The organism is Francisella orientalis FNO12, from assembly GCF_001042525.2.
In the GTDB taxonomy this organism is placed as follows: domain Bacteria; phylum Pseudomonadota; class Gammaproteobacteria; order Francisellales; family Francisellaceae; genus Francisella; species Francisella orientalis.
This window is the reverse complement of sequence record NZ_CP011921.2, coordinates 868145-885074: the sequence shown is the minus strand read 5'-3', so window position 1 is coordinate 885074 and position 16930 is coordinate 868145. Positions and strand designations below refer to the sequence as shown.

Here is a 16930-nt window from a genome sequence, read left to right as displayed (position 1 = left end):
TTTATAATTTTTATTTCTTGTATTTAATTTCCCAACAATTATGGATATTTTTGTTAGATAAAAAATCTCTTGATAAACAAATTTTATCAATATTCTCACAATTAAACTTAGCGATTATTTGTTGTGACATTTTGAAGCGACGATAATTGTTAGAGAAATATAATACTCCATCCTTTTTGAGAGAGTCCATAGCTAAATTTATTAGCAATTCATGATCTCTTTGGATATCAAGGATATCATCTATACGCTTTGAGTTTGAAAATGTTGGTGGATCTAAAAATATCACATCAAACTTCTCGCTGTTGGATTTTAACCATCTAGTACAATCTGCCTGAATAAAATTGTGCTTTTTAATATCTAAGCTATTTAATTCAAAATTATTTTTACCCCACTCAAGATAAGTGTTAGACATATCCACACTTGTAGTTTTTGCACCTTTTAAGGCAGCATGAACACTAGCTGTACAGGTATAACTAAATAAATTTAATAAAGTCTTATTTTTTGAAGTTTTTGCCACAAGTTGTCTAATCTTACGATGGTCTAAAAAAATACCAGTATCTAAATAGTCATCGAAATTTACATAAAATTTTGCATCAAATTCATTAATAACATGAAAGTTATTTTTGTCATTATTTTTTTGATACTGTTCTTTGCCTTTTTGACGCTGCCGGACTCTTGTATGAATATTTTCATATTGAATATCGAGAGTTTTATGTATCTGATATATAGCTTGATAGAATCTTTGTTTAGCCATATTTTGATCTATAGTAGCATCGGCACGATATTCTTGTAAAAACACATGCTCGCCATATATATCTACAGCTACAGCAAAAGTTGGAATATCAGCATCATACAAACGATAACACTCTACTCCTGACTGTTTTAACCATGGCTTTAGGTTTTTAAGATTCTTCTTTAACTTGTTAGAAAAATCTATATGCTCATCTGACTTGTCTGCACTTGCTTCAGCTAAACGAATATTTTTCTCAAGCTGGCTCTCATGTTTAAATCTTGCATGCTCATTTATATCAAACTGATACAATACAGTCTCAATCGCACCATTATAGAATTTATTCTTCTTAGTAGTGCGTAGCTGCATTTCTTTAATTGATTCATCAAAACTTGTCAAAATTGCGACCTTCCAACCATAAAAATCTTGAGATAATCTATCACCGAAGCCATTAAATATATCTAAAAGTTCATCAAGCTGATCATCATATAAACGTTCACCATAAGGAGGGTTTGTAACTATCAATCCATCACTTTCAAACTCATTTTCAAGATCATGGATATCTTGTCGTTTGATATTAACAACGTCTTCAACACCTGCTTGATAAATATTTCTATCTGCTTTATCCAAAACATTGTTATCAATATCATAGCCTTGAATAATTGCATTTGTTGGCTTTTGAGCTTTTTTTGCGATTTCTAATAATTTACTCCATAAGTCTTCATCATAAAGCTTTGAATTAAATAGTTTAAATTCTTTATTTAACAACACAGGAGCTATATTTTTTGCCATAAGAGCCGCTTCAATAAGAATAGTCCCTGAACCACACATTGGATCAATCAATATAGGTTGATCTTTCTTAAGCTCATCTAACCAGCCAGCTTTGATAAGTATCGCTGCTGCTAAAGATTCTTTTAGAGGTGCTTGACCTTGAAACTGTCTATAACTACGCTTATGTAAGCTTTCTATATTTAAACATAAAAACACATTCACATACTGCTTATGTAAATGTAATTTTATTATATTATCGGGATTATCAGTATCAATATTTGGTCGCTCTTTTGTTTCTCTTCTAAACTGATCAACTATAGCATCTTTTGTCTTTTGCGAAACAAACATAGTATTATTAAAATCATAATGCTTGCCTGAGAGTATGATTTTAAAAGAAGTATTAACATCAAAATAATCTAACCAATTTATCGAAGATATAAAATCATATAAAGCCTGCTGATCTGTAACTTTTTGAGTAGCTATTTTTAGCATAACTTGGCTTGCTAGATGAGAATAAATACAAACTTTGTAGGCATCTTCAAAAGATCCCTCAAACTCAACTCCAGCAAGTTTTTCAGATGATGATATGCTTAACGTATCTAGCTCATCTTTTAATAAAAGCTCGATACCCTTTGCACAGCTAGCGAAAAATGTAAAATTTTGCATAAGAAATTATAAATTATAAAATATGTGTTAAATAATATATTAATTCCAATAAATAACAATTAATAAGCGAAAATCTATTGATTTTATAAGATATAAAATTATAATATCTATTCTAAATACTCGTATAGCTCAGTTGGTTAGAGTACTACCTTGACATGGTAGAGGTCACTGGTTCGAATCCAGTTGCGAGTACCATAGAAATCTCTTCAAACTCTTTAAACTCAATAATCTTACTTAATTTAAATTAACCAGTCGTACAAATGAAACATAAATCATATTAATATAATCAAGTTTCTAGCAAAAAATTATATCATAATTACTAAAATTAACTGGTATTACTGACAATGTTTTCAAATGCTTATATATCAACACTTTAAGTCTTTGGTATCATATTATCTTTTCTGGTATAAATAATACTTCTTAAAATAAAGATGTTTTAAAGTAAATAAATATAGTAATACTTATATTTTTAGATATTTTAGATGCTAAAATCTCTCTTACATCTAGTGCACTAACATCTGGACATTCTTTAAAGTTTTTCTATTTCAAAGCTCTAGGTTAACTCTACAGCATATTGAATCTTACTTAGATTAATAATCATTAAGCAGTTTTATATAAATTTATCCAAAATTTAGTCGTACGGATACTTATATTAAAAAATTGCTCTGCTCTTTATTTGAATCCAGCTTTGTATTTGACTATTACCATATATCTAAAATCTTATTTTCTTACAAGGATTGCCATACAATTGCAAGTTGTTATTGAATTAACCATATTTGCTATTTCTTATATATTTGAATCTTGTCTATAAATAGACTTATAGTTCTTCTTTAAACTTTCTTGAATGTCTTTGAGATATTTTTTTTATCGTCTATTTATGATATACAGATTTTGGATGATATGAACACAAAATTAAATACAGGAAGAAGTTAACTTTTTACTCAATTGGCTTTTAAAATTATTGATTTATAAAAATAATGAATGTTTACTTAAAAATTGATAATAAATATTGATGAACAGTTTATAACCTAAACATAAAAAATCTAAAGCTACTCGGAACAAATATTACACGATTTTATAAGTTTTAATCAAAATCAAAAAAAGTGCTAGACAGCATAAAACTAAAGGAATAACTGTTATCAATAAAACCGAAATATTACTAATACTTATTATAACCCCTCCAAAAATATAGCCTATGTATTGAATCTGTCCTATTCCCCCAAATACTCGACCTTGTTCACTATCAGGCACTTTTAAAGAAAAAAGTGCATAAAAATTCGTATTCAATATTGATGAAAAGACATATATTACCATAAATGCAATCCATAAAATTATTCCTTTATTAACAAATAATGTTAATATGAAAAACATTATTATAGTGATTACCAATGAAAATAAGATTCTAGAAAATATAGATTTTAAAATTCTACTAATTTTTATCTGAAGATATAGTATAGAAAACATACTAGCCATAGCCATTGTCATAAAAAAGTAACTTACTCTTATTGAATCATAGTGAAGACTTTGATTTAAAGTGACCGCTATGGATTGCGTATATACTCCCTGCATACACCAAAATATAAGAAAAATATAAACTATAAATGATATATCTTTTTTATAAAAGATATAAAACAAACTTTCAAAGACTTTTTTTATTGATAAGTTGCATCTCTTTATTTTTGGCTTTTCTATATTATCATCTTTCAAAAATTTTCTTAACATTAGTAGATTAATTATACTAAATATTATAAGCATAATAAAAGGTATTATCATCGATATCTGTGTATTAAATATAGATATGCAGTAGCCTCCAAGAATAGGTCCTATTATTGATCCTAATATAAAAGCTAATATAGGATACCTAAATATTAAACTTTTATCTTTATTATTATTTACTTTGACAATTATTGAATTAATTACTGCATAATTACCTACAGCAAAACCACATATAACTCTAGATATAATAAAAAATATCAAATTTTGAGAATACAAAGAGACAATAGCAATAATAAAACCAAATAACTCTAACTTTAATCCTAAAATTAATGTATTTTTCTGCCCTTTTTTATCTGCCATAGCCCCAATAATAGGCATACCAAATAATGTTCCCAAAGGATATACTACTAAAGCTAACCCATATAACATTGAATGTGAATAATTAGACCAACCTACTAACAATCCATATAATGGCTCATAAAATATATTAGGAAATATAGGTAATAATATACCGACTCCTAATGCATCTATAAAACATAGCACTATTAAAGATATAAAAGCTTTATTTCTCACTTGTCTACTCTTACTAAAGTATTTCTTAGACTCTCAATATAGTCTAAATCTCTCTGAAAAATATTTTGATCTTCATTGATTAATATAAAAAATGCTAAATATGGACCAGTATCATCTTTAGCTACGTTTAAAGTATCACCTTTTTTCACAAATATTTGATATTTATATAAACTTTGGCATCTAGTTTTAATATCTTCTAAATCTAGTACTTGCTCAATAATACCATTTACATATGATGGAAATAAAACTAAGCTACATTTAGCTTTTGTATAAAACATATCTTGTGTAAGAGTATTTTTCTCTAAAACTTTTAATATAGCTCCAGCCTGGGATATGCTAGTGACATTGTTCCATACATCATCATCAAAATCTCCACCCATAACTCTCGCGCCTAGCTCTACTAATCTAAACTCTTTCTCATCGTAAAATATTTCTATATGAGAGGCGCCATTTTCAACATTAAGTGCTTCTAGAATACGGCTTATGTATGGTATAAATTTTTTATAGTAAATATCTAAGCTTTCTAAGGAGACCATCTCTGGTATAACTCCTCCATTTTCAATATATGTCTTTCTATAACTCCATATATCTGTTATAAAATGCTCTCGATTAGTTGTAAATGTATTAACTATAAATTCTTTACTATTTATCTTTTCTTGTAAAATTAGCCTAGTAATAGATTGAGCCATACTATTGTTAGAATTAAAAAGCTTTCTTGCTTTTTGTATTACCTGTTCTTTATTATGACATTCAAAAACATTAATTGATCCACCATCATCAACTGGTTTTAAAATACTAGGATAATTATTAAAAGATTCTAATTTATCAAGATAATTATGTTTTTCAAAAACTATTTCAGCAATCGTATCTAAACCATACTTCTTTAATGTAAGCTGCATCAAGGATTTATCCCTTCTAAGAATAGTCGTTTTAGGATCATTGCTTGGTAAATTTAAAATGCTTGCTAGCTTTTCAGCAACATAAACGCCTTCTTCAGCACCCGGAATAATAGCTTTAATGTTATAATTGCTAAGAATATTTAAAAGACTTTTCCAATTTTCATTAGCAAAATCAATATAATCTTCAAACTCTAAATAGTCTGGATGTGCCTTGTAGGTTCCTTTCCCCTCTTTACTTAATACATGAATAAGATTAAAACCATTCTTTTTCAAAAGCTTTGCTAGATATTTTCCTCCAGAAAAAGCATCAATAATAACTACAATTTTATTATTCATTATTTAAATATTACCCTACATATTGAAACAAGATTTTAATTGCTGGCATTTCAGTATTTATTTTATATGAATCAATGAAATAAATATTTTTTTCTTTAAGCTTAGATATTAATTTATGCTCTTGATAAACTCTTATTTTTAAAACCTCGACTTCATCGTCTTTCATTAAATATTTATTAATATTTTTTGAAAAAATAAAAGTATATTTAAAAGTTGTTGACATTGAGTCATCATTGTACTCTTCTAAATTAAAGTTTCCATCTGAAATTTTCAAATTTAATGTCTGGTAAAATGGTTTGAATACTATTTCAGAGATTTTTATAGCAGATAAATATCTTTTACGTAAGTTTTTAATATCTAGAAAATTAGCTTGTGTTGCAATATATATATAAAAATAATCATCTTTATTTAAGAGCATCATAATTTTTTCATTATCTGACCATGAAAAATTTCCAAATGTCCCACCATTTATTACAATTAACTTTATTTTTCCGGCAAAATTTTTTTCTATAAAAATCTTTAAATCATATATACTATTAAGAACATCACATAATAAGAAATTTTTTTGAATATTAATATCAATTAAATTTGATTTCGCTGCTTCTAACATTCTTTCAGATGAGTCTACTCCAAGATATGTAATATCATAGTTTTTTGATTTTAATAACGTTGTATCCTCTAGACCAGATCTACAGCCAATACTAACAAATAAGTATTCTTGATTTTTATTATCTGAAAATATTTTCTTAATAATATTTATTTCATCTGAAAGATCTGAATCGCTGTGCTCATTTTTTCTATGAGTGTTATAATTCTCAACAGATTTATCAATATAAAATAAACTATGATTAAAAATATGTTTTTTATGTAGTAACTCAATATATCTATTATAGATAATACTTTGCTTCTCTATCTCATTAATTAAACTCATCTCTTTTATCTTCATCCATTTCATTCATCAACAATTTAATAATTTCTTTAGATATTTTATCAATATATTTATTTTCTTTTAAAATATTTCCATGATGTGAGTTTGATTTAATAATATTTATTTCATCAACACATTTTAGATATCCATTGAACTCATCCTCTGAATATGGATGTTCTTGAGAGCGTTGTATACACTTAAAGAGCAATATATCTGATCTTGAATTGGTTATTAAAATTTCTTGACAAAACTTTAGAGAATAGAACATAAATTGTACATATTGATCATATGTAAAACCTGCCGCCATAAACTTCTTCGTTATATCATTATCTTCATTATCTGTTCCTATTGCCTGTAACATATTAGACTCATCAAAATTAATTTTTTCTTTATAATAATTGATTGAATCAAAAAGAATGACTGTATCAGATATATTTTCATACTTTTTTTTAAGCGTATCATATATATTTACAGCAATATTGCCACCCATTGACCACCCACATAGCCAAATCTTCTTATAGGACGAATTTTCTTGAATAATATGGTTTGTCATATCTAAATAGAACTTTAGTATGACATCGGTTGAAGCAGTAATATTATTAAAATAGTTTATAAAATAGTTATTAACACCTATAACTTTAGCATGGCTATATAGTTTCTGTGCTAACTCATAATATGCCTCTGATCCTGTAGGTAAAGGCGGATAAAATATTATTAAGTTTTCCGAAGAAGTACTATCATTAAGCTCACAATAATCAATAGTAGGCTTGACTGAAAGCTCTATTACTGCATTAGCCTGTTTCTTTATTGTTCTGTTGGAATAAACAAAATTAGTTGGAAGTTTTCTCTGGAATACATTACTTAATTTAACAGCTAGCATAATAGCTTGTAATGAATTACCTCCTGTTGTAAAGAAATCTTCATTAGTGCCTATTTTATTGACTTTAAGTAACTCTTTCCAAACTCTATATATTTGTTTTTCATACTCTGTTTTAGGTTCAATATAATCATGATTACTTTTTAAACTTTCAATCTTAGGCAATGCTCTAAAGTCTATCTTTCCATTTATTGTTAATGGTATTTGCCTAAGCTTAACAATATGTTTCGGATTCATGTAATGAGGAAGTGTATTATCTAAGTGCTTGTTAATATGAGATATTATTGTGTCATTTGTAGAATTGTCTTTTTTATTTTTTTCAATATGTAACGACTCTTTTTGCTGATCTGTAACATAGCCTAAAACAATAGCTGTATTAAAATGTCTTTGACCAAAAACTTTTGCCAAATCTTCACCAATATCAAACACTCCAAATAAACAGCTACCAATATTATCAGATAATAAACTCTCTGTTATACATTGGGTCCATTCTCCAATTTCGATATATTTATTTCCACATGGAAGTATGATAATAGATGCCTCAGATACTATGAACTCGTTTCCAGCTGTTTGATCAAAATCAGTCATTTTAATTTGTTTGAGTTTTTTAATCTCACATTCTTCATAAAGATAGCAGTCGATTAAATTCTGTTTTCTATCTTTTTGTAAAACAATAATTCTACTTGGTACTTTAACTTCTCTTATACTTAACTTATCAATTTGATATCTGAAAGTATAAATATTCATCTCTTCATCATCAAAACTCTCAAAGGCCTCTTCATCATCTAGTTTTTCAATAGATATTCTTTCGCTCAAAAGATATGCCATATATCCAGTTTCCAGTTCTGCATATGCAAGACTTCTATCAAAGTAATACTTTTCCATAGCGGGCTTATAGTAGTTAAATATAAAATAAATACCTCTAGATTTCTCAGCATTAGATTTTTTTAGAAGAATTAACGAATGATGTTCAGGATGGTAATAATAGTACCCTGAAAGTAATTCACCATATTCTTTCGATATATAAATGTATGTTCGTACTGGATATAACCCACCTGCAGATGGATACCTATACTTATTTAATCCCATTGTATATTCATTATTATATGCTTTCAAAACATTTAATACTTCACTTAATTCAATAATAGTATCTGAACTAATACATCTAGCATTAGAGTATTTATAGCTTTTAGTAATGAACTGTTTAATAATATCAAAACTAAGATCTTGATTAGAAAAGTTTCTATAGCTTTTCCTTAAAAAAGCATGTTGTTGATATGATTGATCATTGTTTTGCAATAATTTCAATGATTTATTACTATTTATATTTACTCTAATACCTTTTTTAGCTAATTTAAATTCCGATGAATCATAAATATATGGCTCAATATAAGCTACAATTTCTTTGTTTGTCTTAGAATGTTCTATAATTCCAACAACACTGTTTTTAACTGACTTTATGGAATTTATTTGTGATTGAATTTCATCCAACTCGACTCTAAAGCCATTAATTTTTACCTGATTATCAATTCTTCCAATAATTTCAATATTTCCATCATGATGCATGACACCTAAATCACCAGTGCGATAGATATAATTATTATTATCGTCAATCACAAAATGTTTTTTAGTTTTCTCATCATCTCCAATATAACCTTTTGCAACTCCAACACCTGTAATGCAAATTTCACCATGTATTCCTATAGGAGAGTGTTGTAACTCTTCATCAAATATCCACATACCCTGATTATACATTGCCTTACCATAAGGTATACTTCTCCACAATTCATCAACCTTATCGATTTCATATAATATTGACCATATTGACCCCTCAGTTGCGCCTCCGAGACTAATTATTTTAGATTTGGGGAATACTTTATTTATATTTTGAGGTAGAGTTAACGGGATAAAATCACCACTTAATAAAACTAGTCTAACCTGACTGTTTATATCTTTAAGCTGAGCTGTGTGTGTGAAAATATTCATAATAGCTGGAACACTGTTGTATATTGTAACACGATATTCTTTTATGATATTTAGCAATTCAGTAGGATTATCCGTAATATCATCAGATGGAATAACAACAGCAGCTCCAGATGCTAATGCCCCAAAAATATCATACACAGATAAGTCAAAACTTATATTAGATAGAGCTAAAGTTCTATCACTCTCATTAATATTAAATCGCTTATTAATATCTTTTATTGTATTCATTGCTCCGTAATGGCTTATTTTTACTCCTTTAGGTTTACCAGTAGAACCTGATGTAAAAATAATATATGCAAGTTGATGAATATTAACTCTTGGCAAATCCTCAGAAGTACTACATGTATGTATAATATCTTCAAAAACCAATGTCTCAACGTTATCTAATGAGACAGAATTTTTCTCTAAATTTTCATATCCATTTTTGTCAGTTAGGATAAATTTAGCTTTAGATATTTCTATAATGTCTTCTAGACGAGTTAATGGCCATTTTATATTTATAGGAATATATACTCCAGAAGAGGCCATAATACCCAATAAACAAGAAACTAATCTATTGCTCCTGCTTAAGTATACTATGACATTATCTTCGGGCTCTATATTGCTATTTATAAGTGCTTTCGCTACACTTACAGCTTGGTCTGAAATTTGCTGATATGTATAGTAGTTTTCTCCCTCTATTAGCGCAATATTACTTGGAAATTTTCTTGCGCTTCCGAAAAAAGCACCATGCAGCGTTTGATTCTCTTTTGGTAAAACACTTTTATCAAAAGTTTCATTCGCAGCTTTCATTATATCTATATCTTTTTGTGGTGTTTTAAGTAAAATTTCATTTTTTGACCAATTTTTATCAAATAGTTGAAAGATTGCATCATGATAAATATTTATCATATTATCGATCATATTATGATCAAATAGTTCTGAAACAAAATCCCACTCTATAACGAGTTCTTCATTTTTTTCATAAATTTTATTATCTAACCAAACTTGGGATGTTTGTGTTATTGCATATGTTCTACCTTTATAACATTTTGATAAAAATTTATCATCATGGTGTTTCATCCCTAATAAACTTGTCAAAACAACCGGTGCTATTAAACTATCCATACCTAATGAGTAAAACCTATTAAGATCTGCTTGTATAGATAGTCCTGAATATAAAATGTGGGATAAATCATCCCATAAAATATCTTGAGCCTTTTTAAATTTATATAAAATAGTCGATTTTTGTTTTTTATATTCAAACAATTCTAAAGTTGTAAAATCCCCAAGAACATCATCAATATCATTATGAATAGGTTCTCTATTGAACAAAGTTAAATTTATTAAAAAATGTTTATTTATACTGTATTTGGCTAAAACATCTCCATAAAGAGTTAGAAAAGGTACTGTGGGAGATATTTTATTTATACGAATCTTATCTTTTATAACACTCCAGATTTCTTTAGTTATAGTTTTAGTTCTTCTAGCAAATGTATTGTCATTTACTTTACTTGGAAGAATCTCTGTTTTTAGCTCTGGACCTAATGGTAATTCTGGTATTCTATCTTGCCAGTATTTTTTATCATTTTTATATCTTTTAGATTTTTTAAGCTTATCAAAAGCATATATATAATCTCTAAATGTAATTCCAATTGGTTTAAGTTTACTCTCAAGATTATTATAAAGAATTGTTAGTTCTTGCATAAAAAATCTCATGCTATGAGCATCCATTATTAAAGCATCAAAACTAAAATGTAGAATATAACTTTGTGATAATCGAGTTACTCTATACTCAAATAAAGGATAGGTATTTACATTAAATATCTGATTTTCCATAAAATGACGCCATTCTAAAAGCTTTGTTTGCTGATCAGATATGCTTAAGTTACTTAAGTCTTGATATTTAATTTTATAGTCAGGTACTTCTTTTAAAAAGCATTGTGATCCCTTCTCTAAAGAAAAAACACATCGTAAAGCATGATGTTTTGCTATCAAAATATTCAAAGCCTGATTAAGTTTATTAATATCTAAATAATCAAAACTATCTTCTCTATATACATGTGTAGAAACACCTCCTAATTCAAAAATATCAGATCTACCAACTAGATATGCTTGTTGCACATCTGTTAAAGGGAAGTCATTATAGAGGTTATCCTCATCATGTGAAGCTAGTTCGAGAAACTCCTTACCTTTTTTTATTTGTACATCAATTATTTTTGAGAATTCAGATAATGTACTATTTTTAAAAATTTCTTTAATTGGTATTGTGCAAGCAAGCTCTCTTTTTATATGAGCATTCATCATAATCGCTTTTATTGAATCTCCACCGAGATCAAAAAAATCATCATTACAACTAATTTCAGTTTTGATTGATAATATTTTTTGCCATATATTTGCTAATGATTTTTCTGTGGATGTATGAGGTTTAATATACTCTTTAGTTGATACTTCTATATTGATATTACTTAAGTCTTTTTTATTAATTTTGCCATTAACATTCAATGGCATTTCTTCTAGAAAAAGAATTTTCTCTGGAATCATATATTTAGGAATTCTTTTTGCTAAATTTTCCTTAATATCACTTACTGTTTGATCAATATTACTGGTATAAAATGCTACGAGATATTTCGCACCTGTCTTATCTGTTTTTACAAGCACAGCAGCTTGCTTAATTCCAGCTATTGAGATTAAACAAGCTTCTATTTCATTAATTTCTATACGATAGCCTCTAATTTTGACTTGGTCATCTGATCTTCCTATATAAATTAATTCACCATCTGACTGCCATCTAGCTATATCGCCTGTTTTATATAGTTTTTGGTTAATCTTATTAGTTGCAAATGGGTTATAAATAAATTTTTGACTATTTTCATCAGGTAAATTTAGATACCCATGAGCAAGTTGTGCACCAGATATACAAAGTTCTCCGTTTGCACCAATAGGTTGCAGTTCATGATATTTTGATAATAAATAAACCCAAGTATTGCCTAGAGGCCTACCTATAGGTATATTTTCATGCAATTGTTTAACTTCATATCTTGTCGTACATCCAGTATATTCAGTCGGTCCATAGCCATTTATTAGTCTATAAGGTCTATTCGTATATTTCTTTAACTTTTCCCCTGCTGTCCATAATAACCTTAGTGATTTGTTATCAATTAAGGACATAAAGTTTTCACATAATTGAGTGGGTAATAATGCTACTGTGATATTATTTTTCTCAAAATAATCATTTAAATCATATAATGAAAACCTTACTTCTTCCGGCACAATGTGACTTGTAGCACCTTTTAATATTGGTAATAATAATGACCACATTGAAACATCAAAGCCAAAACTTGAGTAAAAAGCAACCTTATCGTTTTCATTTATCCCATTAATGGTATTTTCGTAGTTAGCAAAATTCACTAGTGCTTGATGCTTTTGAATAACTCCCTTAGGATTACCTGTTGTACCTGATGTATAAAATAAAACAAATGGAGCTTCATCATTTACTTTAACGTTATCAAATTTTTCGTACTGTACAGCTAACTCATCAATACAAATTATATTTAAATCGATACTATTTTGAGTTACAAATTGCTTAGCGCTATCTACAGTAGAAATAATAGTTTTAGCACAACAGTCTTTTAGTATGTATTTAATTCTATCGATAGGATAATCTAAATCTATAGGCACATATGCCATACCATTCTTTAGAATAGCTAAAATAGAGGCCGTCATATAGACACTTCTTTCCATATAAATAGGAATAAAATTATCTTTATTTGTAAGCTGTTTAAGCTTATAAGCAATTATATCTGATAAAATATCTAACTCTCTATATGTCAAAGATTGAAGACTATCTACAACTGCTAAATTATTGGGAGATTTATTGACTTGAATATAAAAAAGATCAATAAAGTTAGTATTTTTAATTAACTCAAATGGTGTATATGATAACTTATTTAAAATAAGATCTTTCTCTATACTTGATATACAATTAATTTCTTTTATTTTTTTATTCTCATAACATTTAGATATATCATCCAGTATGGCTATAAAATTATTTAGCATTCTTTTTATAAGCTCATCACTAAATAGATTAATGTCATACTCAAAGTTAATAAACCAACCATCAGAATTAATATCTAAATAACATAGAATATCAAATTTAGATGTCTGATTATGAATATCTTTTATAGAGAGTAATTCTAAACTTGAGCTTTTACTTAGTCGAAATTGTGTTGCTCCTTCCCAAAAGGTAAACATTACATCTATTAGAGGATTTCTTCCTCCTTGTTGTTTTAAATTTAGTTTATTAATAATACTCTCAAATGGATATGGATTATCTAAGCTTTCTAATATAGTCTTATGAAGCTCTATTGCAAAATTAATGAATTGTTTATTGCCCTCTGGTCGTATTCTTACCGGAAGAGTTTCAACAAACATTCCTATCATATCTTGAGTCTCTTCTATTGATCTTCCTATACTCGGTATCCCAACAACAAAATCTTCTTGCATTGAATATTTTCTTATTAGCAGTGAAAATGCTGACATCAGTAATGAAAAGTTTGTTATACCTATATTGATAGCTATATTTGATAACTTAGATTGAATTTCTTCAGAAATCCTTGCACTTAATAAATTTCCTTTGTAATTTTTTTCTACTGGGCGAGTCTGCTCCGCAGGCAATTCAAGTATAGGAGCATCTTTGAGATTATTTAACCAATAATTTAAGTTATCGTGATTCTTCTTAAGAAACTTATCTTCAAAATATGCATAATCATTATATTCAAAACTTATATTTGGCAATTTATTATCAAAATAAAAATCCCAAATTTGTTTTAGAAATATTTGATGAGATTGACCATCAAAAATACTATGATGGATATTATAAGCGAATACAAACTCTTCTGGATTTATCTCAAATAAAGCAAAAATATATAATGGTCCTTGCTCTAATTCAAATTTTTTATTTATGGATTGTATTTGGCTATTTATTTGATCCTTTGATATTTTTAATTTTAAAAAGTTTAATTCATGAAATTCTGGAGTTATTAGTTCAAGCCTATCACTATCTAACTGAAAATAACTCCTTAATATATTGTTAGATTCTACTACTGTACTTAATACTTTTTCAAACCTTGCTACATCAAGACATCCTTTTATTTTAAATGCAGAAATAATATTATACGCCTTACCGGAAGAATCTATCTCAGATGAAAAAAATATTCTTTTTTGTGCATGTGTCGCAGAAAATTTCTGTTTTTGCGTAGCTTTTGTAAAATTTATGTTGCTAGATTCAGTAGTTTTTTCAAATATCCTCTTAACTAATTTTTTTATAGAATTATGTTGATAGATTTCCTTTATGGAAAGCTTTACTAAAAACCGCTTTTGGATATCAAACACTAGCTTTGTTAATGATAGCGAATTAAAGCCAATTTTTAAAAAGCTATCTTCAATATTATAAATATTAGTATCAAGAATTTTTTCACAAATTTTTAATAGACTATACTCTTGTTTTGTTAATTCATTAATGTCTAATTCTTGAAATGAAGATTTACTATTTAGAATTAATTTTAATCGTTCAGATAATGATATTCTATCTAGCTTACCATTTTTATTCTTAGGTAAACTACCCTCAATGAATATTTCCTTTGGCAACATATATTCAGGTAATTTTTTCTCTAAAAACTTTTCTAAACTATCTTTTATATTTTGATCAGATAGTTGCAGCACTATAAATAGAAAAAGCTTATCATCATAAAATACAACTGCACTTTCTTTAGTATAGTTGCTTTGTGCAACAATACTCTCTATCTCGCCTAACTCAATTCTGATACCATTGATTTTTACCTGATTATCAATTCTATCTATGATTAATAAATCACCATCTAGAGTTATTTTACCCAAGTCACCCGTAAAATAATAAACATCTTCAGGATTGTTTGGATCTAAAACCCTAAAATTCTTGTTATCATAATTTAAATAGCCAAAGCTCCTAAATGGAGTTTTAATTACAACTTCACCTACTTCATTCAAAGAACATTTTTTAGAATCATTAAAAATATAAACCTTTGTATCAGGGATTGGTTGTCCTACATCTATTATTTCTTGAGTAAAATTTTGATTATTTGAAATTTTCTTATAAAACTTGGCTAATGTTGTTTCACTAGGTCCATAGAAATTTATTATGTACGAGTGGTATCTCCATTTTATCTTTAATTTTTTTAATAAGGAATTTGTTAGTTTCTCGCCCGCACTAAATATATATTTTAAATTTTTTAATTCTTCTACTTGTGTAGTATCTAACCAAAAATTTAATACTGATGGAACAATATTAAACATAGTTATTTTATTTTCACTTATCCAGTTAACACTATTTTGAGACTCAAAAACATCAAAAGGCGATAACAATAAAGTTGCTCCTCCTAACAACGGAGTAAAAACAGATCGATAAATAACATCAAAAGTTATAGATGTAAATTGCCCACACCTATATGTTTCATCAATATTAAACTCTTGTTTTTGCCAGTTTATAAAATGTGAAAAACCTTGATGAGAGGATAGTATACCTTTAGGCTCTCCAGTTGATCCAGATGTAAATGTTATATAAGCAGGGATTTTATGCCAATTTTGTGGTTCATCTATGGTGATAATATTGGTACTATCTATAGTATCAATCTCGTCAAATGTAAGTTGCTTATAGTTAAAATTATTATTAATAGTATTAGAAATAATAAGTGAAGGATTTGTTGAAACTAGAATTTGTCTTTTTCTCTCATCATTTAATTCACTATCCAATAAAACCAAGGTATAACCTTTGAGCCATATTGCTATTGATGAAGCTATCACCTTAGCATCTAATTGGCTATGTAAAATAATAGTAGATTTTTCTGATAAACTATATTTTTCTATTAGAAGATAGGATTTATTTATTAGGTCTAATAGTTCCTTATTAGAATAACTATTATCTTTATCTACTACTGCAGCATATTCTCTTTTAGAGTTTAGTTTATTATAAATCTGTAATGGTAGAAAAGGAGTTTTTTTATTTAAAAAGCTTTCTCTATCTTGTATAAATATATCCGCTGAATTAGCTGATAAAGATATCTCTTTTAGCTTCATATCTAAGTTATAATTAGATACAACATAATTGAATTTATCTTTTAGGTCTTTTATTTCATCTGTAGATAAAACTATATTTGATAAAAAAAGTTTACTATCCTTAAACTCAAAACAAATATCTTTATAATTAAATGATTCACTTAATATAATTGGTTCATTGTAGTCTACAATAAAATTATCTGTTTTTAAAAAGTAATCTAAATAATTCGTAAATATTTTTTCATCATCATATTTGAATAATATTTTATGTGAATTTACTTCTATTACAGATCTTAAGTGTTTAGTTCTATATATAATAATTGCTAATATAATTTTACTTACTAAGCTATTCATATACATCCTTATTAAACTCGAGT

5 protein-coding genes and 1 tRNA gene are annotated in these 16930 nt (G+C 27.4%); 1 reads left to right on the top strand and 5 read right to left on the bottom strand.

The features are described from left to right. Positions 1–10: 10 nt before the first annotated feature. Positions 11–2167, bottom strand: coding sequence for a bifunctional 23S rRNA (guanine(2069)-N(7))-methyltransferase RlmK/23S rRNA (guanine(2445)-N(2))-methyltransferase RlmL (rlmKL, locus tag FNO12_RS04520; protein ID WP_014715406.1), 2157 nt, complete (start codon positions 2165–2167; stop codon positions 11–13). Positions 2168–2285: 118 nt separating this feature from the next. On the opposite strand from rlmKL, the gene FNO12_RS04515 reads away from it, so the two are divergent. Continuing rightward, positions 2286–2362, top strand: a tRNA-Val gene (locus FNO12_RS04515). An 870-nt stretch (positions 2363–3232) separates the two neighbouring features. Here FNO12_RS04515 and FNO12_RS04510 read toward each other — a convergent pair. Genes FNO12_RS04510 through FNO12_RS04495 form a run of 4 tightly spaced genes read right to left on the bottom strand, consistent with a single transcriptional unit; the run spans position 3233 to position 16907 of the window. Beyond that, entirely contained in the window at positions 3233–4456 is a 1224-nt protein-coding gene (locus tag FNO12_RS04510) for an MFS transporter (RefSeq protein WP_014715405.1), read from the bottom strand. Continuing rightward, the gene (locus tag FNO12_RS04505) at positions 4453–5691 is read right to left on the bottom strand and encodes an ATP-grasp domain-containing protein (RefSeq protein WP_014715404.1); all 1239 of its coding nucleotides are present in this window, start codon (positions 5689–5691) and stop codon (positions 4453–4455) included. The genes FNO12_RS04510 and FNO12_RS04505 overlap by 4 nt, the downstream gene beginning before the upstream one ends. A gap of 10 nt (positions 5692–5701) precedes the next feature. Continuing rightward, positions 5702–6622: a class I SAM-dependent methyltransferase gene (locus tag FNO12_RS04500; RefSeq protein WP_148663982.1), complete on the bottom strand. Its 921-nt coding sequence runs from the start codon at positions 6620–6622 to the stop codon at positions 5702–5704. Beyond that, positions 6609–16907 carry a non-ribosomal peptide synthetase gene (locus tag FNO12_RS04495; protein ID WP_014715401.1) on the bottom strand — a complete coding sequence of 3433 codons (10299 nt, stop codon included), beginning with the start codon at positions 16905–16907 and terminating at the stop codon, positions 6609–6611. The genes FNO12_RS04500 and FNO12_RS04495 overlap by 14 nt, the downstream gene beginning before the upstream one ends. Positions 16908–16930: the final 23 nt, after the last annotated feature.

What these genes read in the sequence shown, in the direction of transcription:
- FNO12_RS04500 (WP_148663982.1), bottom strand. Translation starts at nt 6,622, where the DNA reads ATGAGTTTAATTAATGAGATAGAGAAGCAAAGTATTATCTATAATAGA.
- rlmKL (WP_014715406.1), bottom strand. Translation starts at nt 2,167, where the DNA reads ATGCAAAATTTTACATTTTTCGCTAGCTGTGCAAAGGGTATCGAGCTT.
- FNO12_RS04495 (WP_014715401.1), bottom strand. Translation starts at nt 16,907, where the DNA reads ATGAATAGCTTAGTAAGTAAAATTATATTAGCAATTATTATATATAGA.
- FNO12_RS04505 (WP_014715404.1), bottom strand. Translation starts at nt 5,691, where the DNA reads ATGAATAATAAAATTGTAGTTATTATTGATGCTTTTTCTGGAGGAAAA.